The 20,914-nt window shown below is 62.0% G+C and carries 12 protein-coding genes and 1 pseudogene; 9 read left to right on the plus strand and 4 right to left on the minus strand.

Annotated elements, in window-relative coordinates; genetic code table 11:
* Positions 1–294: 294 nt before the first annotated feature.
* The 3 genes from ASD72_RS08310 to ASD72_RS08320 all read left to right on the plus strand — a co-directional run bounded on the left by ASD72_RS08310 (position 295) and on the right by ASD72_RS08320 (position 4,776).
* The gene (locus ASD72_RS08310) at positions 295–2,439 is read left to right on the plus strand and encodes a PcfJ domain-containing protein (RefSeq protein ID WP_162250367.1); all 2,145 of its coding nucleotides are present in this window, start codon (positions 295–297) and stop codon (positions 2,437–2,439) included.
* Between the two features lie 641 nt (positions 2,440–3,080).
* Positions 3,081–3,944, plus strand: coding sequence for a hypothetical protein (locus tag ASD72_RS08315; protein WP_155944544.1), 864 nt, complete (start codon positions 3,081–3,083; stop codon positions 3,942–3,944).
* A 1-nt stretch (position 3,945) separates the two neighbouring features.
* The gene (locus ASD72_RS08320; RefSeq protein ID WP_056879454.1) at positions 3,946–4,776 is read left to right on the plus strand and encodes a hypothetical protein; all 831 of its coding nucleotides are present in this window, start codon (positions 3,946–3,948) and stop codon (positions 4,774–4,776) included.
* Positions 4,777–4,840: 64 nt separating this feature from the next.
* Here ASD72_RS08320 and ASD72_RS08325 read toward each other — a convergent pair whose 3' ends face one another.
* Together ASD72_RS08325 and ASD72_RS08330 are read right to left on the minus strand one after the other, a co-directional pair.
* Positions 4,841–5,485: a HEPN domain-containing protein gene (locus tag ASD72_RS08325; RefSeq protein ID WP_056879455.1), complete on the minus strand. Its 645-nt coding sequence runs from the start codon at positions 5,483–5,485 to the stop codon at positions 4,841–4,843.
* A 71-nt stretch (positions 5,486–5,556) separates the two neighbouring features.
* A complete protein-coding gene (locus ASD72_RS08330; RefSeq protein ID WP_235577974.1) occupies positions 5,557–6,249 on the minus strand; it encodes a hypothetical protein in 693 nt (230 codons plus the stop codon).
* A 31-nt stretch (positions 6,250–6,280) separates the two neighbouring features.
* Between ASD72_RS08330 and ASD72_RS08335 the strand changes: the two genes are divergently transcribed.
* The 6 genes from ASD72_RS08335 to ASD72_RS08360 all read left to right on the plus strand — a co-directional run bounded on the left by ASD72_RS08335 (position 6,281) and on the right by ASD72_RS08360 (position 17,214).
* A complete protein-coding gene (locus ASD72_RS08335; RefSeq protein ID WP_056879830.1) occupies positions 6,281–8,398 on the plus strand; it encodes an ATP-binding protein in 2,118 nt (705 codons plus the stop codon).
* 35 nt (positions 8,399–8,433) lie between these two features.
* Positions 8,434–9,939, plus strand: coding sequence for a DUF2779 domain-containing protein (locus ASD72_RS08340; protein ID WP_056879457.1), 1,506 nt, complete (start codon positions 8,434–8,436; stop codon positions 9,937–9,939).
* A 3-nt stretch (positions 9,940–9,942) separates the two neighbouring features.
* Positions 9,943–10,911 carry a WYL domain-containing protein gene (locus ASD72_RS08345; protein WP_056879458.1) on the plus strand — a complete coding sequence of 323 codons (969 nt, stop codon included), beginning with the start codon at positions 9,943–9,945 and terminating at the stop codon, positions 10,909–10,911.
* An 84-nt stretch (positions 10,912–10,995) separates the two neighbouring features.
* Positions 10,996–12,303, plus strand: coding sequence for a hypothetical protein (locus ASD72_RS08350; protein ID WP_056879459.1), 1,308 nt, complete (start codon positions 10,996–10,998; stop codon positions 12,301–12,303).
* Complete coding sequence (locus tag ASD72_RS08355) at positions 12,303–14,402, plus strand: phospholipase D family protein (protein WP_056879460.1); 2,100 nt, start codon at positions 12,303–12,305, stop codon at positions 14,400–14,402. Before ASD72_RS08350 ends, ASD72_RS08355 begins: the two co-directional genes overlap by 1 nt.
* Positions 14,389–17,214 carry a DEAD/DEAH box helicase gene (locus tag ASD72_RS08360; protein ID WP_056879461.1) on the plus strand — a complete coding sequence of 942 codons (2,826 nt, stop codon included), beginning with the start codon at positions 14,389–14,391 and terminating at the stop codon, positions 17,212–17,214. The genes ASD72_RS08355 and ASD72_RS08360 overlap by 14 nt, the downstream gene beginning before the upstream one ends.
* Before the next feature lie 113 nt (positions 17,215–17,327).
* On the opposite strand, the pseudogene ASD72_RS08365 reads toward ASD72_RS08360, so the two are convergent.
* Both ASD72_RS08365 and ASD72_RS08370 read right to left on the minus strand, forming a co-directional pair.
* Positions 17,328–17,459 (minus strand): annotated as a pseudogene (locus ASD72_RS08365) (IS3 family transposase); the annotation flags it as partial.
* Between the two features lie 243 nt (positions 17,460–17,702).
* On the minus strand, positions 17,703–20,537 hold the full coding sequence (locus ASD72_RS08370; protein ID WP_081420228.1) for a UvrD-helicase domain-containing protein: 2,835 nt from the start codon (positions 20,535–20,537) through the stop codon (positions 17,703–17,705).
* Positions 20,538–20,914: the final 377 nt, after the last annotated feature.

Here is a 20,914-nt window from a genome sequence, read left to right on the forward strand (position 1 = left end):
CGCAGGCAACTCGCCTAGGGCCAACGCGATCGAGTGCCTGCGACAATTGATGTCGCAGGGCTTGGGCAAGCTACAGCCGCCATGAAACCCTGTAACCCGAGAATGCATTCCTGGGCACTTGTCGAGCTTCGACCCACGGGCACCGGCTCGTGGGCTTTATGCCCGCTCATTTCCGGGCTAACCGAGGGAGCCGCCCACGCGAGGGCGGCAGAAGTTGATGTACCTGGCGGCCAACTGGTTGTCGTAGTCAGCCCCTTCCATAGGACGATTCGGTTCTACGGGAGGCTTGGTGGGATGTCGTTGAACCTGGCTGGCGCACTCCGGCGCCGTCTGGAGCACTGGCTGGACTGGCTTCGAGCGCTGGGCGTGGTCAGCTTTGCCCAGATGTCGGCATGCAACCGAACGCAGGTGGTCGAACCGCCATGGAACCTGGGTTTGAGGACTTTGTTGGATCCGACTCCATGGTTTAACGATGGGGGTGAAGCACGGATTTCCGCAGGATGGGATCTTCAGGCGGCGTCGCCCGACATGTCACTCGACGGAGTGTTGCGGAGCCTCGGTTGCCAGGAAGAGTTCTGGGACGTGGCCCAGGAACAGAGCGAGCGACTGGCCGGCAGGTGCCGGGTTCCGCTATTCGACGAAGTGCCGGGGCTGCTCATGCCGCGAGGCGAGCGCATCTGCTCCTTGCTGGTTGATTCGAGCCTCGGTACTTGGCCGGTGATTGGGACTGTCCGCGTCGTCCGTGTGGATGCCAGGGGTGTGCCTCACGTGCGGGATCTTCCCGTTGATCGGTTCCGCTTGGGCTGGGCACGGCACCAGCAACTGCACGACGCGAACTTCGATCCCGCGTATCCAGCGGCCGAGCGATATCCGCTCAACAAGGGTGTTTCCGCTGTCTGTTCGGGGCTGCAACGACTGCTGGAGGACGCGGTGGGCCTGCCGGAGGAGTATTGCCCGCACCGCACGCCCGCGGCTCGCCAGTTGGCCCAGTCCTGGGCATCAAGGCTCATGCCCGTTCTGGAAGAAAGGCTTTCGGACCTGGAAGTCTCCCTAACGCGCAGCCTGTTTCCCTTTGACGGAAGGCTGCGCCCGCCGGCGGCGGTCATTTACATGGCAGGACCGGCGTGTGAGGTCGTCCAGCGCCGGCGGATGCAGGCGTTGGAGGCGGCGCCTGGCCTCCTCACGGAGCTGAGTGAAGGACGGTTGCCGCAGACTGCCGACGCGATCGATGCCGGCCAACCGCTTTGGCGGGTTCTCGCGCGGGAATTGGACATTCCAGTGTGGGTGGCCAGACGGGCGGCCGCGTATGGCGACCTGGGATCGCCAAAACGGCTCTCGACTTCCGAGACTGCAGAGATCCTCGGTGCGCTGGGCCCACACACCCCGACACCGGGCGGAACGCAGCTGGCCCGGCTGCATGTGCTCAGCCGATACCAGTTCCCGTCGGATAGCGCAAATCAGTTCATTTCGGTACGGGGGCGTCGCTTTCTACGCAGTGTCGGGCGAACGGCCACGGTCTCAGACTGGGTGGTGGCTCTCGAGGAGGCGGAGCGCCTGCTCGATGACGAGTTCCGGTATTGCGTTGATGACTACTGGGATCTGGCGGAGCGAACGGTGGCGGAAACGCTGCGGGCGTTGGCTCCGGCGCAGCGTTGTGGGCTCGACGCGGAGGCGGTGGCCTCGGCGTGGCTCGCCGGGCAGACCAGTACGCAGCTGGTCCACGCTGCGTCGCGTTGGCTGGATCTGAAGTGGAACCGCGAGCCTGAGCTATGGAACGCCCACCTGGCGCCACCTTTGGCGGATCAGGACGTCACGCCGCTGTTTGCGCCCCTGGGTTGCATCGACACTCGGGTCGATATCGAAGTGCTCCATTCCGCTGAGCGTCTTCGGCAGGAGTCAGAGCAGATGCAACACTGTGTGCGTTCCTACTGGATGGCGGTCGCCAGCTACGCGACGTTGGTGGTGTCCCTGCACGGCGGGGATGATGGCGTACAGGGCGCCACGGCGTCGCTGACACTGTCCAATGCGGGACACTGGATCGTGAAAGAGGTCGGGGGACCCAAGAACCTGAAGCTGCCAACCACCAGCCCCTTGCACAGGACGGCGGAGTGGTTGTGCGACTGGCTCGTGCAACAACGGTCGGAACTGAATGTTGAAGCTTTGCAGAGCTTTGCCGAGGCTGCCCGCGCTTCCTCTCGGTTGACGATGCTGACGATCGGCCATGACGCCCCGGTGCAGCGGATGCCCGAGGCCATTCAGCGCGTGCTTCTGACCTGCTTTCCCGGAAGCGGTCCGCTGGATGACCGGATCCTCAAGACGGTGGCAAAAATGCAGAGGGAGTTGAAGCAGTCCAGTGTGGGATGCTCGGGGCCGACTGCCACTGATCACGTGCCGAGCCCCAAAGCCGAAGCAGCGTGGGCTCAATCCGGTGCTTCTTGAGGTTGGGAGCGAACAGGTGCAGGTGTGCGGTCGCAAAGGACGCAAACTCGGCCGGGTTGCCGCGCGTCAGCATGGCCTCCCACGCGCGCAAACGACGGAGTAGGGTCGTCAGGCCGCGTGGGCCATAGAGCAGTACAGCTACGCGGGCTGCCGTGATGCGATCGTCCAGTGCCAGGGGCAAGGCGATGGATTGCCCGGCTCGCGAGGCAATGGCCACCAGCAACCACTCCCAGTACCGGCACAGGGTGCGGCGCGTCTGCGTCTTAACGATGCGACAAAGCGCACTTCCCGGGGGCTCCCAGCCCTGCCGTGCGAGTTGCTCCCCGCACAGTGCCAGCACCCAAGACTCGAGCAGCGAATCCTGTAATGCCATTCGGGTCAGGAAATGCAGCACGGCGGGCAAGCGTTGCGTCGGGGGTGCTGGAATGCCGCGGCCTGCGGACATCCATGCCCGGGCCAGTGTGTGCCGCTGGTAAGTCGACAGATGGCCGCCGGTGTCTCCGCCCAGGGCCATCACCCGCGTCTGAAGCTGTTGTCCCTTGGGGCCGCGGCACGCCGACGCGTACTTAACTTCCAGTTCAAGCAGGGCGGTTCGTACCCAGACTGGATATCCCGGATTGGACGGGTGTGGAGGCAGCGGCATGGCCACTATCGTCCAGCGCGTTGCGACACGTTATGTCGCGTTGTCTACTATTCTGGGATCGTCAGAATCCAGCGATGGTCCAGGAGGGGAGGGACGCATGGGCGACGGTGATCAGGACTTCGACCGTTTCATCGGTTCCTTCGCGGGGGTCGATGGCGGCAACCCCGACGCCGATCTGTGGATATGCGGCATCGAGCATGGCGGCGCGTTGGAAGATCTAGGGACCAAACTCCAGCCCGAACCGCACCCAGGGGCTTGGACGCCGGAGTTCAGGGCGGACCATCCGGACTTCTATCGCTGGCAGTACCACCAGAAGGTGGCCAAACTTTTGATAGCGCTGGAGGCGCTCTTGTCCGGTGATGACGCTAACCCTGATCTCTCCCCTCACGCGTACCGTCCGTACATGGCGGAGAAGCTGTACGTAGAGGGTGGGCGGAACTTCAAGCTCAACCTGTTCCCCTTGGCGTCGCCGTATGTCCGGTCCGATGCGTGGGCGCAAGCCTATCGATCGCACCCTTACCTTGAGGACAAGTCGACGTACTACCAGCGCTGCCGGGAGAAGCGATTCCCATTCTTTCGCCAGATTCGCGCACAGCACGCTCCGAAGGTGATCATTGGCACCGGGGTCACATTCAAGAACGATTTTGCAAGCGCGTTCGGCTTCGATGGACAGCCTGATGAGTTCGTTCTGAGTACCAGTGACCCAGTTGCCAGAAGGTGTTTTCGCTATCAGGAAGAGAGGGCGGCGCTGTACGTCACGCCGTTCCTGGGCGGACCCCACGGACTCAACAGCAACGCACTGATCACCGAGCTTGCCAGAGTGATTGCGATGTCCCATCCGCACCTCAGACTCGGTAGCTAACATGCGCGTTGTCTACAGCGACCGAGTCAATGCGCCTGTACAAGGCTATTCCCCCAGTGCGGCCAAGCCGGCGCTGGTGATGGCGGCATGGCAATCGCGCTGGCCAGAGCTCATCGTGCGCCCCCCGGTTCCCGTGAACCGGTCGGATCTGATCCGAGCGCATGATGCAGACTTCGTGGACGGTATCCTCGACCTACGCATTGCCAATGGTTTCGGCACAAAGAACCGGGACGTCGTCGACAGCCTGATCTACACCAGTGGAGCGTTGCTGACGGCGGCGACGTGGGCCCTTATTGCCAAGGCTGCGGTGGCGGCCCCCGTCTCCGGGTTCCATCACGCGAGCTGGGATGAGGCGGCAGACTTTTGCACCTTCAACGGATTGATGGTGACCGCCTTGGCGCTGCAGGCGAAGCATCCCGGCATGCGGGTCGGCATCTTGGATTACGACTACCACTACGGAAACGGCACGGTGGATATTTTGGAGCAGCTCAAATGTGCAGATGTCGTCCACCTAACCGCCGGCGAGCAGTGGCACCTGGAAGCGCAGGCACAGGACTTCCTGGCCAACATCGACGAAGATCTCAAGCGCCTTTCCGCTTGCGACATCGTGCTGTACCAAGCCGGCGCCGACCCACATCTGGACGATCCGCTGGGCGGCTTCCTTACCACGGACCAACTCGCGTATCGGGACGAGTGCGTGTTCGACGGTCTCCGCACACTGGGTGTTGCGGTGGCCTGGGTGCTCGCAGGCGGCTACCAACAACCCATCGACAAGGTGGTGGATATCCACGTCAACACGATGGCAGCGGCCATCCGTAGCAGTCGCCGATAGCATCGGTGATCCAAGGCGGCGATTTCTGGTAACGCAGGCCGCCCGACCGGCGGTGTCACAACGTTCAACCGACGACGGGGTAAAGCACCTCGCCGTAGTCTTGGTCGGACTGCTCGATCATGATCGACAGCACCAGCGGTACCAACGTGCCCAGGATGGCCGCGCCATCGGCGATCTGGGACCGGTTGAGCTGGCTGTCCCAAGTCGCACCGCCGTGGACCAGCTGGTTGCGCAACACATACAGGCGATCAAAGACGATCCCGAGCACCTTGGCGGTGTCACCCAGCATCACGGCAGCAAAGGCCGCCTTCTTGCCATTGGCAAAGCTATCCTCCCAGCGGCCGCTGGAGTCGTGCGTGCGCATGGCGGTCCAGAATGGCTCGAAGGTGAACTTGTTGTCGATCAGGGTCCGGACCGGGCCGCTGAACTGCTGGAACAACGCCTGGTGCAGGCGCCGTTCGCTGTCCCGTTTCACCAAGGTCTCAAAGAAGCCACGAACCCGATCCCGCTCCGTTTCCTCGCGCCCGAACTCACGCGCGTAGGCTGCGTTCAACGCGATCCATTGAAGGATGAAGCGCGTGTCCAGATCCTCCGACTCCTGCTCGGAGCGGATCAGCCAACTCAGGGCGCGGTGGATGCGAAGGCGCAGCGCCTCCGGCTGCCCATCGCGAATCTCCCGATGGCGTTCCTTCAAGGCCTGCGCAGTCATCGCCACGAATTAAGCTCCCCCAGCTACACGGCGAGTATGCCACGCCCCGCCAGGCCCCCTCTTTTCTCGCGCTAACCGAGAACTCTTCCCAGCCTGGCTAGGAGCTTCCGGGCCGCCGCATCGCGCGCGGCGCCATCCAGTTGGGCCAAAGCCCGGACTACGTGCTGCACCGCAAAGCGTTCCGCCTGCTTGTATTCGGATTGCCGGATGCGGTCGAAATCGCGCTGCGATGCATGCGCGTCACCGTAGAAGTGGAGGTGCCCGAAGATGGGCGTTGGGGCACGATTTTCCCAGTCCAGGTTGTTGACCTTGGACTCGACCTTCAGCAGCAGGTGGTAGTAATCGATCTGGAAGTAGTGGGTGAAGCATGTGGCAAATTCCCCGTAGTCAGTGAAGCTCGCTGCCCGCCCCATGCAGACGGGCCTACCGTGAAGCATCGCCGTTCTAAGGCGGGACCGGATCTGACGCCGATCGCACGCCAAGTCGATTGGCAGATCTTCGATGTAATAGTCCCCGCCGGCAAAGCCCTCCGCCTGGTCGATCTGGTCGAGCACAAATGCTCCCCGCAACGCGCCGTCGGCAGCCAGCGCCGCGAGGATGGTGTGGGACACGTACAGGCGCTCGTCGTTCCGTTTCAGGGCAGTGCGGGCTATGTAGGACATGGGAACTTCGCGGCGGTGGCCTAGTGTCCCCATGGTGGCATGCTCGGTCGATCGTGCGACGAAAGCTGCGTTGTCCAGCGACACGTTATGTCGCAGCCACATGGACACTGGTCTCCCTGAGATGGAGGGCTGCATGTACGACGACGACATCGATGAACTGACCGAGGACGGCGGACTGCCCGAGGTGAGTCAGAAGCTCTATCCGTTGTTGCGCCTCTGGATTTTGCGCCTTCTGATGCGTATGAGGGGGCATCGCAAGTTCGTGCGTTTTCGCGGCCTTGCCGATGACGACATTGCGGTGGCGCTGGGACTTAGGAAGCACGTATCCCTGGTTTCGGATCGCTTCGACCGAACGGGCGTCATGGATGAGCTGAACGCCAAGCATCAGGCCGCGGAGGCGCGGCGGGATCGAACCCGAGCCCCCGCCGTCCTGGCCCGGAACGTCACGCGGTTGGGCACGATGCTCGAGCTCACCCCAACCGACTGCCGCATCCTGGAGTTTGCGGTGCTGGTCAACCAGGAGGAGATGCTGGACAATGCCTGTGATTGGCTGGGACATTCGCTTTCGACGACGCAAGTGGTGCGTGCGCTTTCGCGCCTGCTGGAGCTGTCCGAACACCGGGTGGCGCAGTCCCTGAGTCCCCAGGGGCTACTTTCGCGTTCCGGGATTCTCTCGATCAACCGGCAGGGTAGTAGCAGCGTTCGGGGCAAGCTCGATCTGCTGTCGCCAACCTTCGCGGATCGGATGACCAGCGCCGATGCGGATCCCATTGATCTGCTCCGAGGGACCGTCGCACTGGCCGCAGCTCCGGAGTTGGCCCTGTCGGACTTTGGTCATATCCAGGAATCGCTCGCCATCCTGCAGCCGTACATGCGCCTTGCGCTGTCAAAGAGCCGGCGTGGCGTGAACATCTTCCTGCACGGCCCGCCCGGCACCGGCAAGACGCAGTTGGCACGGCGTCTGGCCAGCGAGATGAACTGCGACCTGTTCGAGGTTTCGAGCGAGAATGAGGATGGCGACCCGGTCGAAGGCGAGCGGCGGCTCCGGGCCTACCGGGCGGCCCAGGCGTTGTTGTCCAAGCGTCGCTCTTTGATCCTGTTCGATGAAGTGGAAGACGTCTTCAATGACGGCAGCGAGTTCTTCGGGCGCAAGAGTACCGCCCAGACACGGAAGGCGTGGATGAACCGGATGCTCGAGGATGCGCCCGTGCCGACATTCTGGCTGTCCAACTCGATCACCAGTGTCGATCCGGCCTTTATCCGCCGGTTCGACATGGTCGTCGAGCTGCCGATTCCGCCGCGGACCCAACGGCAGCGCATCATCGAGCGCGCCTGCGCGGACCTGGTCGGGGTCGACTGCGTGGCACGGATTGCTGAATCGGACCGCCTGTCCCCTGCGGTGGTGGCACGTGCCACATCCGTCGTGCGCGCCATGGACAAGGCCCTGGATCGTGCAGGTGCGGAACGCGCCCTGGAGCATCTGATCGGCAACACGCTGGAGGCGCAGGGACATGCTCGCTTGATCCGCCACGATCCCAACCGTCTGCCCAGTACCTACGACCTCGCGTTCCTCAATCCCGATGCCGACCTCCAGGCCATTGCCGATGGACTCAAGGCGGTTCGCGCGGGACGCCTGTGCCTGTATGGACCGCCAGGCACGGGCAAGACCGCATTCGGGCGCTGGCTGGCCCAGCAGCTCGACGTGCCGTTGCAGGTGCGGCGTGCCTCGGACCTGCTGTCCCCCTACATCGGCATGACCGAGAAGAACCTTGCCCGGGCGTTCCGGGAAGCGGAGCTGGACGGCGCGCTGCTGATGATCGACGAGATCGACAGCTTCCTTCGCGACCGCAAGGAGGCGCAGCGCCCGTGGGAGGTCACGCAAGTCAACGAGATGCTGACCCAGATGGAGGCCTTTCCCGGCGTCTTCATTGCCTCGACCAACCTGATCGAGGGGTTGGACCCCGCGGCCCTGCGGCGCTTCGATGCCAAGGTCCGATTGGATTTTTTGCAGCCGGATCAGGCCGTGGGCCTGTTTCGAACCCATTGTCAGGCGCTGGGCTTGGGGGTGCCGGATCCGTCCGACGAGGCGGCGGTCGCCCGGCTTGGGCACCTTGCCCCCGGGGATTTCGCCGCGATGATGCGGCAGAATCGATTCCGTCCCATCGGAAGTGTCGGCCAACTGCTGGCTATGCTGGGAGCGGAAATCGCGCTCAAGGGTGGAAGCAGGCGGCCGATGGGCTTCGTACACTGAGTGGGGCTTGTGGGAGTCGAAACGATGGGGGCGTCGTGGGGCGAGTGCTGTCGAAGTCGAAGTTGATTGCGTACCGGCAATGTCCGAAACGCGTCTGGCTGGAAGTCCATCGCCCCGAACTGCGGGAAGACTCCGCGCAGGCCCAGGCACGCTTCGAAAGCGGTTACCAGGTCGGGGACATCGCGCAACAGCTGTACGACCCTAAGGGCAAGGGTGTCCTGCTCGATCCACAACAGGCGGGCTTCGAAAGCGTTTTTGCGAGAACCCAGGAACTGCTGGGTTCGCCGCAGCCGATTTTCGAAGCCGGCTTCCGAACGGATGAAGCGCTGGCCCTTGCCGACGTGATGCTGCCTGTCAGGAAGGGCGGCAAGCTGGCATGGAAGATGGTGGAGGTGAAGTCGTCGACCTCGGTCAAGGACTACCACCTTGATGATGCGGCCATCCAGGTATTCATTGCGCGTGAGACCGGCGTGGCGTTGGCCGGCGCCTCGGTGGCGTGTATCGACAGCGCCTGGGTTTATCCCGGAGGCGGCGACTACGCAGGCCTGCTGCAGGAGACCGACGTCATCGGTCAGGCGCTCGACCGGGAAGCCGAGGTTCGCACTTGGATTGCCGATGCCCAGCGTGTCGTGGCGAGTCGGGCGGAACCGGTCGTCAAGATGGGCAAGCAATGTAGCGCGCCCTTCGACTGTGGATTCAGCGCCTATTGCCAAGGGCTTGTGCCAGCGACCGAGCATCCGATCAGCCAGCTGCCCGGAAGGCTGGGAAACGCGCTCCAGGAACTGATCGATGCGGAGGATCTGACGGACCTGCGGGATGTACCCGACGCACTTCTGAACGCCAAGCAGTTGCGCGTGAAGGAGGCGGCGTTGTCAGGCAAGGCGTTCTTCGACAGGAAGTCGGCAGCCCTGGCGCTGCAGCCACACAAGTTGCCCGCCTACTTCATGGACTTCGAGACCATCCAGTTCGCGGTCCCGGTCTGGAAAGGCACGCGTCCCTACCAGCAGATCCCGTTCCAGTTCAGTGTGCATCGCCTGTCCAGGACAGGGAAGCTGGAGCACCAGTCCTTCCTGGACCTGTCGGGCGAGGATCCCTCGTTGGGTTTTGCCAAAACGCTGGTTGCGGCATGTGGCGACAAGGGGCCGATTTTTGCCTACAACGCCGGCTTCGAGAAGTCGCGGATCCTCGAGCTCGCGACGCGCTTCCCACGCATGGCCACGGCATTGAAGGCCCTGGCCGAGCGTGTCGTGGATCTGCTCCCGGTGGCACGAGAGCATTACTACCACCCCGATCAGGAAGGGAGCTGGAGCATCAAGGCGGTGCTGCCCTCCCTATGTCCGGATCTGGATTATGCACGGCTGGAAGGCGTCCAGGACGGTGGCATGGCCATGCAAGCGTATGCCGAGGCCATTGCGCCCACCACCACGCGGGAGCGAAGGGCGGAGATCGAACGGCAGTTGATCGCGTACTGCGCGCTGGACACGTTGGCCTTGGTGCGCCTTTGGTCGACCTTTAGCGGCTCCAACCTGATGATTGAATGAGCGATGGCGAAACGACCCGATACGCTTGAAACGGCCTTGCTGGCAATCGAATTGCTGCGCCGCGTGCCGCGCAACCACAAGGTGACGGCATCGGAGTTGCATCGGCAGCTCCAAGAGGCGGGGATCAAGCGCGACCTGCGCACGATCCAACGCCAGTTGGACATGCTCAGCGAGCACTTCCACCTGATCCGCGATGATCGGAGCAAGCCGTACGGCTACCAGTGGCCCAAGCAGGCCGCCGGCTTGTCGATTCCCAACCTCAATCTGCAAGAGTCCCTGCTGCTGCGGCTGGCAGAGGAGCACCTGCGCAACCTCCTGCCCGTCCATCTGATGAAGTCCATGGAAGGGTTCTTTTCGCAGGCGCGGCAGAATCTCGGCCCCTGGGGTCCAGAGTCACTTGAGCGGGAGTGGCCGGGAAAGGTACGCGTGGTCGCGACGTCGCAGCCCCTGATGGCCCCCAAGATCGATCCTGCTGTCTTTGAAGTGGTCTGCGACGCGCTTTACAGGAACTTATGGTTGCGCCTGGACTACAAGAACGCCGCTGGAAACCTGTCGACGATCAAGGTCATGCCGTTGGGCCTAGCGCAACAGGGACCGCGGATCTACCTGGTCTGTCGCTATGAGGGCTACGAAAACGAACGTTCGCTGGCGATACACCGTATCCAGAAGGCAGGGGCCTCGACGCTGACCTTCAAGCGCCCCAAGGAGTTCGATCTGAAGCGCTTCGACGATGACGGGCGATTTGGGTTCGGCGACGGGAAGCAGATTCGTCTGACCTTCCGGATCACGAAGGATATCGGGCTGTTCCTACTGGAGTCCCCGCTTTCCGCCGACCAGTCGGTCAAGGAAGTTGGCGGAGACTACGAGATCAGTGCGACAGTCGTGGAAACCGACATGTTGGAGTGGTGGCTAAGGGGCTTTGGGGATGCTGTGTCGAAGGTACGCCGGTCGCCGATTGCCGTTCAGCGGTGAGCCGCTGTTGCGAAAGGCCATGACATCCAGTGACAATTCTTGGATCGTGGAATCGAGATTGGAGTGGGACCAGGGGGCTGGAAGTTGAACGACGCTACGTTGCTGCCGTTCCAAACGGCGTTTGACCCGCCCCAGCTGGCGGAGGGAAGTTTGGACCCCTTGGGGCTGTATTCGGTTGCCGATGCGCTGGGTGTCAGGTTGGCGCCAGGCGTGCGAGAGCGGCAGAGAACCCCCCGGTTCCTGACACTTGCGTTGGTCGGTCACTGGATCTGTCAGGGTATGGACGAGGACCAGAACCCCGACGTGCCTCCGGCTTGGCTTGTGTTTGAGTGGTTGGTGGTCGCGTCACTCGTGCACCAGCTGGAAGGAAGCGACGACATCAAGGGGACTCCTGGACGCGAAAAGGTGAAGGAAGCCTTGCGCCGTGACAGTCGAGTCTGCACCACCAACTACCTCAATACGCCTTCCGTCTTCGGGTTCCATGGCGTTTATCGGGTCCTTGGGGTTAAAGCCGGACTCTTTGATGACAGCGGCCGAATCCTCAGCGCTGGGCGCGATGTGCTCCAGGCATGGCGACGAGACCAGCACCTCGGGGGCGATGAGACAGGCTACGTTGCGAAAGTCCGGGGGCTGGTGGAGCAGGGTCAACGGCAGAAGGCCGTCGGCGCTCCCCCCAAGGCCGTCAAAGAGTGGATCGGCACGCACCTCAACCCGTACCGCCCGGGCCGGCGAGAGAAGGACGCGCTGTGGAACGTGCTGGTAGAGACAGATCAGCTGCGTGGCCAGTACGCCACAATGCTGGTGTCGGATGAAGGTCAACACGAGTGGCTGGCCGCAGGCGGCTCGGAGGCCAGGTACCACGCCAGTCTGTCGGACCGAGCCTACTCTGAGATGCGAAACCTTTTAAACGGCATACAGCGCTTCGAGTCCCTCGCGCGGACCTTGGTAGACGCCTTCGACGAGGCACGGGCGCGTATGACGAGCGAAGCCGGTGCGGTTGATTCAGCCTGGCTCGCGCGCGGGGAATGCATGCGGGCGTTGGCCAAGGATGGGGGCGCATTGTTCAAGGACGCATTTCGGGCACTGGAGGATGAGCAGGGAGCGCGCGACCGGCTTGAGCGACAATTTGGTTGGCTGGCAGAGCCGACTTCTGCCAGTGAGTGTGCTGCCAGGCTAGTTCGTCACCATGAACGCATTCAGCGCAACAAGCCGCCTGGCGGCAAGCGTCCCTGGATCGACTTGATGGGCAACGGCCGGATGGCCGTGCGCCCACAGTTCCAGGTGGAGGACTTTTCTTCACGCACCGACCAGTATGTGCATACCTACCGGACGGTGCCGATCTGGCAGTTCGCAACCGATCTCGGTCGCGTGCCCAAGGCGAGGAATCCCTAATGGCCAAGGACAAAGCCCAGGATCATGCGCGTCGCTTGCTCTCGCTTTGGGAGCCGCCGGCAGATGCCGGGAAGCCGGTCGGTGTGTTGGCTACCACGTTCACCCTCGATACCGGGGTATTCGAAGAGGAATGCCTGGCCCGATTCGTGGGCGTCCAAAGTGACCCCTATCGCGATGGTGCGATCTACCGCATCGAGCGCGAGGAGAAACTCTCCTCGCTGATCTGTGCGGCGGTCGTGACCGACATTCATCACTGCAGTGGCCAGCGCAGCTTGCGTTGGGACCTGATTCCGTCCAGGCCCGCCTCTGGGGTTATGCACGCCAAGATCAGCTTGCTGGCCTGGGAAAAGCACCTGCGCGTCCTGATTGGGTCCGCAAACCTGACCGGTGCCGGCTACCGACGCAATCAGGAATGCGCCGCGTTGCTGGACTTTGAGGGGCTCTCGGCAGAGGAGGAGTTGCTCGCCCCGATCCTGGCGTTCCTGCGCGAAATTCTGGATACCACCTCAGGCGTTGGGCTGGACCGAGCTCTGAAATTGTTGGACTGGGTTTCGGAGAAGGCCACGCGACTCCCGAGCCCAAAGCGCGGGCTACGGCGCCGTTTTATTCCCATTGGGCCCGGGAAGCCGAATGCGTTCGATCAGATGGACGTGTACCTGCCCCCGACACGTCCCACAGAGGCGCACGTCGTCTCACCCTTCTTTGACCAAACTGCGCGCGATTTCGGCCCAGTAGGTCGCTTATGGGAGATGCTGCGACAACGCGGAGGAGCACGGCTGCATCTGCACGTTGGCGGAACCTTTGCCAGCGAGATCGGAAAGTGGCGATTGCAGGTGCCGGGCCATCTGTTGGAATCTGCTGTCCCTGAAAGTCCTACTCGATCGTGGCACGTGCACCCCATCGCGGTGACCCAAGTGCAAACCGAGGCAGGGGCAGAGAACCGGCCCCTTCACGCCAAGAGCCTGACCCTGTCGCACCCGGCGTGGGTCGCCTGGATGGTTGGCTCGAGCAATTTCACATCTGCAGGCCTAGGCATCAAAAACAAAAAGGGTCCGCACGTCGTCAACTATGAGGCCAACGTCCTTTACTACTTCATCGGTGATGCGGCCAATCCGCTCCATGGAAAGATTGCATCCGGGGGACACCGCGGAACTGACCATATCAACTGGAAGACCGACGCCGAACTGAGTCCGGAAACCGGAGAAGAGGATGGTGAGGGCGAGCTTCCGCCTCCATTACCCGCGTTCTTTAAAGGGGCGACTTTGATGGGCGGCGACGAGCAGGGTTACGTCGTGGAACTGCACGTAACACCGTCGCCCAAGGCCCTTCCGACAGTCTGGCAGGTGCGATCCGGCACGACATGCGTATTCGATAGCGTCGAATGGACACGCACCGAGCAGCCGTCGTCCTGGCAGATAACCCTTGAACGTCACGGGCCACCGCCGTCTTCGTTGGTTGTGGACTGGCAGTCGTGCGATAAGACACATACAGCTGACTGGCCAGTCAATGTGGACGTATCGGCGGTGCTGCCGGCCCCTGCCGAGCTCCGTGACCTGAGCCTTGCCGCGCTGCTGGATCTCCTGAGCTCCGCGCGGCCGCTGTACGAGATTATTCGCGGATGGCAACGGCGCCAGGTCAATGACGATGACCCTGACGGTTTTAGTGCTGCGGATATCGTCGATCCCCATCAGAAGGTGGATACCAGTGGCTTTTTGGTAAAGCGTGTCCAGCGCGCGTGTGCCGCCATCAGTTACCTGCGTAAGCGTCTGGAGGATCCATTGCTCTCCGAAGCAGCGCTCGCTTGGCGCTTGGAGGGGCCCGTCGGCGCACGGGCGGTGATGGCCGCTATTCGGCGAGAGTGCCGCGAGGACCTGCCCGATGAGTGGACCTTTCTTCTGTCGGAGATGCTGCGCGAACTGCGGTCGGTCGTGTTGACGGTTCCTGGGGGGGCTAGGGCCCCTGCGGCGCTTCAAGCCCGCCTAAGGGATTTCGTTGACGAGCTGAGCGAGGAGCTTGTAACCGTCGCCAGTGGCGCTTCGCCGCAGGTGCAGCAGTTGGCACGATCGATCATCGAGGAACCCGTGCATGCAACTGCCTGAGACACTGAGACTCCACGTCGAGACCAAGGGGATATCACCGGAGGACGCCGCGCGGCAAACCCGATCGGCAAATGCAATCTTGGATCGGCTTTCGGCGCAACCGGGCGTGGTCCTGGGAGACGAGGTCGGCATGGGCAAGACATTTGTCGCCCTGGCGGTGGCGTCGACCTACATCCTGGAGAATCCGAGTCGCCCTGTCATCGTCATGGCGCCCAAGGGTGTCGTCGACAAATGGGTGCGCGATGCGAGGACCTTCATGGAGTCCTGCCTGCTAGCGGAGGAGGATCGCAAGCGGTTTCGCGTCGCCAAGGCCGAAACCGCGCTTGAGTTTCTCAAGTTGCTGGACGATCCGATCAAGGTCAGGGCTACCTTGATCATTCTGGCCCATGGCGCTCTGAACCGGGGCCTGGCGGATAGCTGGAACAAGCTTGCGGTGTTGCAGGCGGCGATCAGGGGGCGCCGCGGGGCCGACGACGTTCGCAGAAGACTGGCGAAGTTCGGTCCGGCTATCCTGCAAACCAGAAGCAAAACCAGCGCCGACCTCATGCGGACACTGTTGGAGAGCTCAACGAGCGAATGGAAGGCTGTCCTTGTTGCCAATGGCTTGTTGACGGACGCGGACGACGATCCGGTGCCGACGCTGGTCGCCAAGACGCTACCTGCCCTTGACCTGGATGTCGTCTATCAGCGCGTGCTGGAGGTCCTTCCAACCCGTAAATCGGGGCAAAAGGACAGCATGCACAGACGCCTCCAGCATGCACGTGAGGCGTTGAACAATGCCAGCACCGGCGTGTTGCCCGCCATCTGGCGGCAGGTGCTGGCCAGAATGCGGCTCCGGCTGCCGTTGCTGGTACTGGATGAGGCGCATCACGTGCGCAATGGAGCGGTGCGGCTCGCGCAGCTGCTCAAGCAGCAAGAAGAAGGCATGGAAGAGGCCGCAGGGCCATTGGCCCACCGGTTTGACCGCATGCTCTTCTTGACCGCGACGCCATTCCAACTCGGACACCACGAGCTGTGCAATGTGCTCTCGCGGTTCGAGTCCATCGCGTGGGGAGGGCGGGATGCGCCGACCATGACCCGGCCCGAGTTCGTCCGGTCGATCGAAGCGCTCAAACAGAAGCTCGATGCCATGCAGTTGGCATCGGACCGCTTGGAACGGGCCTGGAAGCGACTGAACCCGATGGATCTTGAAGAAGTCGCTGCCCATGGTGAGCGGTGGTGGGATGTCGCCGCCTGCGTTCGGGGAATCGAGAACGAGCGTCTGAGCCGGGTCAGGAGCACTTACTCAGAAGCGCGGGACGCCATTCGTAGTGCAGAGGCGGACCTTCGGCCATGGGTCATTCGCAGCGCCAGGACCGTGCAGCTCCCAGGTCACCCGGGCATCGCCCGGCGTGAACGCCTTGAGGGTGCCGGTGTACTGGCCGAGCTAGAGGGCCGAGCCGCCCCCGGTGGTCTGCGCGTAACGCCGGACAATGCACTCCCGTTCTTGTTGGCGGCCCGGTTGGCCTCCGTGTCTGGGTCTCGTCGCGTGCTGGGCGAAGGTTTGGCGTCCAGTTACCAAGCATTCTTGAATGCGGAGCTGGAAAAGGACGCCAGGTCCGCAGATCGGCCTGTAGAGGATCAGCGCACCCTTGAGGCTCGCTTCCACGAGGATCGTTTGCTGGCGGCGGTTGGCGGCTTGGAGCCCGCCACCCGGCGCATGCATCCCAAGATCCGTGCGACCGTTCAGTTGGCCATGGATCTGTGGCAGCGGGGCGAGAAAGTGTTGATCTTTTGCCACTACCGAAGGACCGGGCAAGCGCTTCAGGCGTACCTGTCCGACGCCATGCTCGACGCCATCCAGCGTCGCGCCGCCGAGAAGCTCAGTTGTTCGCCCGAAGAGGTCGACGACAGGCTCAAGAAATTCGTGGATCGGCTGGACAAGGACCGTGTCGGGGATATCCGCAACGAGATCGATCAATTGCTTGCACCGTACCCGGCGCTGGCCGACCCGACGTGGCGGGAGAAGATTCACGATGTCGTGCTTCGATTCATGCGAACGCCAACATTCCTGGTTCGCTACGCGGACCTTTATGAGGAAAAGCTCACGCCCGAATGGATGCGTTCGATGCTGGACCGCGCGGATGGCTCCAGCCTGACGCTACGCGCTGTCTTGACCCAGTTCGTGCGGTTCTTGGGTGTTCGGTGCAACGAGACAGAGAGGGCTGCCTACCTGGAGGCGCTGCATAAAGTGCAAACAGGTGCCCACGTTGGCACGGACGCCGACAGTGCCTTTGAGGACGACACCCCCGCAGACGGCGAGCGAATCCGCTTGGTGGCCAATGTGCGCCGCGTCTACGGGGACACCAAGGACGAGACACGGCGCCGTATCATGCTGACGTTCAACACCCCGTTCTATCCGGAAATCCTGATTGCCAGCAGCGTGCTGGGAGAGGGCGTGGATCTCCATCTCAACTGTAGGCACGTGATCCATCACGATCTGGATTGGAATCCAAGTTCGCTTGAGCAACGGACCGGGCGCATCGACCGGCTGGGATCCAAGGCGGAATCGGCGGGACGCCCGATTCGCGTCTACCTGCCGTACGTGGAGGGCTGTCAGGACGAGAAGCTTTTCCGGGTCGTCATGGACCGCGAGCGCTGGTTTGGGGTTGTGATGGGCGCGGAGGAGTCCATGAACCGGGTGCTGGGCGCTTCGGCTTGGGAACTGGAAAAGCTGGCCGAGCAGCCCATGGTCCCAGAGTCGCTGGTCGATTCATTGAGATTGCGATTGGAGCCGGCAGCCGGCGACACTGTCGCCGAAGAGGCGCGCTGAGCCGAGAGGAGTGTTGGCGCGCGTCAGCGTTCGATGGATCACAACAACGGGTCAGGTTCATGTACCACATCGAGTAAATGAACCTGCTGGACCGGCCAGATTTCCGTAGACACTCAGTCGCCGCTCTGCGCGTAGCGCCTTTCAAACTCTACCGGTGATACGCCACCGGCGGAACCATGCCGGCGGATGGGGTTGTAGAACATCTCGATGTAGTCGAACACATCCGAGGTGGCCATGGCGCGCGTCGCGGGCATTTCCACCACGCCTGCCGGGTATGGCACATTCTCCTTGAAGCCGAACAGGATATAGGCAGTGCCATCCCGATGAGCATTCGCGAAGGTAAGAACATCTTTGAGCAACTCGGACCTGTCTTCGTCACGCGCCTTAATGAAGGCTGTGCGCTCTGACTTGCAGTCCAGATCAGATCCTTCCCCTTTCTAGCGCAACTGCTCGATAAGTTCATCTGTCCGCATTGGATCTGGCCCTGGTCAATTGCGGCTTGGCACGTTACCAGTAGCCCGACACCCATCCCGATATCGCGAGCACCCCAAGAACGGCCCGTTGCGCCCGTTCTTCTCTTGGATGACACCCTCTTCGCACACGGGGCAGACCTGTCCCGACACAACCCCCCTGTCCAGACGTTGAGCCCGTCTGGTCGTGACCTCATCAGGGCTCAGTGAGCGCGTACAGTCGCACGCCGGAAAGCGAGAGCAACCTAGGAATGCTCCACCCGATCGCGGGACCATGACGCCACCACAATCCGGGCGGGAGCATGGCTCAACGCCCTCTCCATCCACCGGCTCAATCCTGAGATGGTCGTTCTTGACCAGTTCCACCAGGAACTGCGAGGGCTTGGCCAGCGTGGTGTAGAACCGCAGCTGCTTCCTGGCTCGCGTCATCGCGACATAGAACAGGCGCCGCTCCTCGGCAAAGGGGAACGGATCGGGAGCCGGCATGGCCAACTGGAGCGCCGGGTCGTCCTGGATCTGACTGGGGAAGCCGTGCGTGCCCTGCAAGACGTTGAGGACAAACACGTACTCGGCTTCCAACCCCTTGGAGCCATGAGCGGTCTTGAAGTCGATCAGCAACCGATCACCGAACTGCTTCTGCCAGTCCTCAAGCGTGTGAGGCCGGTCTCGCCGATAGCGACCCAAAAACAGGATCGTGACCTGCGAGCCCTTGGTCGGCCTGATTTTTCCCTCGCCGACATAGAGGTGCATGATCGACAGCTGCTGCTCGATGTATCCAAGGATGGCGCTTTCGTCCCGAAACCCATACGCCTGCATGGGCGCCTTGACCAGGGGATTGGTCGTAGCAACCTCCTTCTTGATCTGCGCGGGGTTGGCCTGAACAAACTGGCTGGAAACGTCGCACAGATGCTGCGGGCAGCGGAACGTAGTGTTCAACGTCAGCCGAGTGGCGTGGTCAAAAGTCTTCTCAAACTCAGTCATGACCGAGATATCGGAGCCCGCGAACCGATTGATGCCCTGCCAGTCATCTCCGACCACACACAAGTGCGTGGGAGTTCCTGGGTTGACTGCCAACGCCTTCAGCAGTCGAATGCGTGCGCGCGAGCTGTCCTGGAACTCGTCCGCCAGGATGATCAAGTACGGGCTCTTGTAAGCGCCCGATTCCACATGCTCGGCGGCTTGGATCAGCATGTCTTCAAAGTCGATGAACTTCCCAGCTCGTAGGCGCCGCTCCCACTCCTGGGCAATCCGCTCATACAGGGCCAGATACATGCGCAGACGTGCGCCGTAGCCATCCTTGGATTGTTCTTTCAGTGCACTTTGCAGCTGCGCATGAGTCAATCCGTTGTTCTTGACGTGCTGCTGGAATACGCGGAAAGAGCGCGCCAAGTCCGCCTCGTCCACGGGCGGCTGACCCATGCTTGCCCTAGTCGGATCGAACGTCGGACTAACGCCGCGCTCAACCAGCGCCTGCTCCAAGGCAGAGATAGCCTCACCGGTCATCAGCCCGTGCGAAGTCGTCTCGAACAGGGCTGTGCCCTTCTCGGCGTGGATTTTCCGCTTCCACGCCACGCCTTCTAGATAGTCCTTGAAGTCCTTGGGCGCCTCCCCCTTGGCATTCAGCGCGAAGTGCTCGTGGTATAGCAGCGCATCGGGGTAGTAGAAGTCGGGATAGTACTGGCGGAAGTGCTCGTCTGCGGTTTCATGTTCGTAGCCCCGTTCGTACGCATACGAGACACCGTTGTAGAACAGCCAATTGGCGATGACACGCTCTTCCTTGCTCTTGACCACCTCTCCCTGCGCTGTCAGATAGCCGCGCTTGCCGTCGATGTAAGCGTCCGGCTCCTGCTTCTGTCCCCACTTGCCCACATCTCGGGCGTAGATGGTTCGGAACTGATCCCAGTCGCGCTTGAACGCCGCATCCTGGCCTGACAGGGTCTTGATGATGTCCGATACCTCCCGGATGTCAGTGCCTGGACTGTCGGGGCTGACCCAAGGCGCGAGCGACGGCTTCTTGCCTGTCGCTTTGGCGATGACCTCGATGCCGAAAGCGTGGAAGGTATTGGAGCGAACGCGGTCCACGTTCGGCACGTCTTTTAGCTGCTCTGCAATGCGCGACCCGACTTCGTCCGCGGTCGCACGGTTGAAGGCCAGCAGCAGGATCTGTTCGGGTGTCGCCAGTCCTTCGTGAAGGGCGTAGCCGGTCTTGGCCACCATCGTGGACGTCTTGCCAGAGCCCGCAGCGGCCACGACCATGACGGCGTCGTCCATGCAGATGCAGGCATGGATCTGTTCTGCGGTCAGGGGGTTTTTCTCGACCGTGTCGAAGAACGCCTTGCGCAGCATGCGCTGACTGGCCAGGTGATGCTTGTTCTGCTTGTCAAACGCGATGTGAAGCGTTTCCGCCGGGGAGCTGTCACCCACCGCCTGCTTCCATGTCTTGGTTCGATGCTCTGGCGCCGGGTGCTGGGCCAGAAATCGCTTGACCGTGCCCTTGGGAACCCAACGTCCACCATTGACAACCTCGTCGAGGTGCCCTCGCCAGATTTTGAAGGCGCTGTCGAACGTCACTTGCGCAAGACGCTCTTGCTCCCGTCTTGGATCGGCAGGCTTGGGAAGCGGCGGGATGCGTTGGGCTGGTGGGATCGGAGGTGGGGATGCGGGTTTTTTTCTCTCCGCGAACAATGACCACGCCAGCCAGATCGTGCCGAACTGGATGACGCTCAACCACAGCGCGAACACCTGGAGGATGGTCCAGAGTATCCAGAAGGCGACCACCCACCCTCTGGCTTTACCCGCCAGCGCGATTGAAAAGAAGATGATGGCCTGCCAGACCAGGACCGCGATCGTCATCTCTACCCCGTTTCTTTTTTCCCCAAGATTCAATCTTGCCACGGGATCGGGGGTGACAGCACTGAGTCCCCCACAACCTCTTCCTGGCGTGCTGAGGTGAACCGCTGGGCCAACGCAGTCGCCGAGTCATTTTTCTTAAACGTAAAGAAGGGGAACATCAAGAAGCGCATCTTTGCGGACCGCAAAAAAGGCGGCTTTTGACGTATCCGAGTACATCGAAGGTTCTACAATCCTATCCGTCGGCACAGCCACCTCGTTGGCGTTAGCTCTATCGAGTTCGAAACGGCATATCGGCTTCGCCACTCAGGTGTCCCCTCAATCCTGGTAACCCCACACCATGAGCGATTCACCAGACCTACAGCTGTTGGCCTGTGTGG

This window comes from Pseudoxanthomonas sp. Root630 (assembly GCF_001427585.1).
Lineage (GTDB): Bacteria > Pseudomonadota > Gammaproteobacteria > Xanthomonadales > Xanthomonadaceae > Pseudoxanthomonas_A.

Coding starts and splice junctions, on each gene's coding strand:
- ASD72_RS08310 (WP_162250367.1), top strand. CDS start 295: ATGTCGTTGAACCTGGCTGGCGCACTCCGGCGCCGTCTGGAGCACTGG.
- ASD72_RS08315 (WP_155944544.1), top strand. CDS start 3,081: ATGGCCACTATCGTCCAGCGCGTTGCGACACGTTATGTCGCGTTGTCT.
- ASD72_RS08320 (WP_056879454.1), top strand. CDS start 3,946: ATGCGCGTTGTCTACAGCGACCGAGTCAATGCGCCTGTACAAGGCTAT.
- ASD72_RS08325 (WP_056879455.1), bottom strand. CDS start 5,485: ATGACTGCGCAGGCCTTGAAGGAACGCCATCGGGAGATTCGCGATGGG.
- ASD72_RS08330 (WP_235577974.1), bottom strand. CDS start 6,249: ATGTGGCTGCGACATAACGTGTCGCTGGACAACGCAGCTTTCGTCGCA.
- ASD72_RS08335 (WP_056879830.1), top strand. CDS start 6,281: ATGTACGACGACGACATCGATGAACTGACCGAGGACGGCGGACTGCCC.
- ASD72_RS08345 (WP_056879458.1), top strand. CDS start 9,943: ATGGCGAAACGACCCGATACGCTTGAAACGGCCTTGCTGGCAATCGAA.
- ASD72_RS08355 (WP_056879460.1), top strand. CDS start 12,303: ATGGCCAAGGACAAAGCCCAGGATCATGCGCGTCGCTTGCTCTCGCTT.
- ASD72_RS08360 (WP_056879461.1), top strand. CDS start 14,389: ATGCAACTGCCTGAGACACTGAGACTCCACGTCGAGACCAAGGGGATA.
- ASD72_RS08370 (WP_081420228.1), bottom strand. CDS start 20,537: ATGACGATCGCGGTCCTGGTCTGGCAGGCCATCATCTTCTTTTCAATC.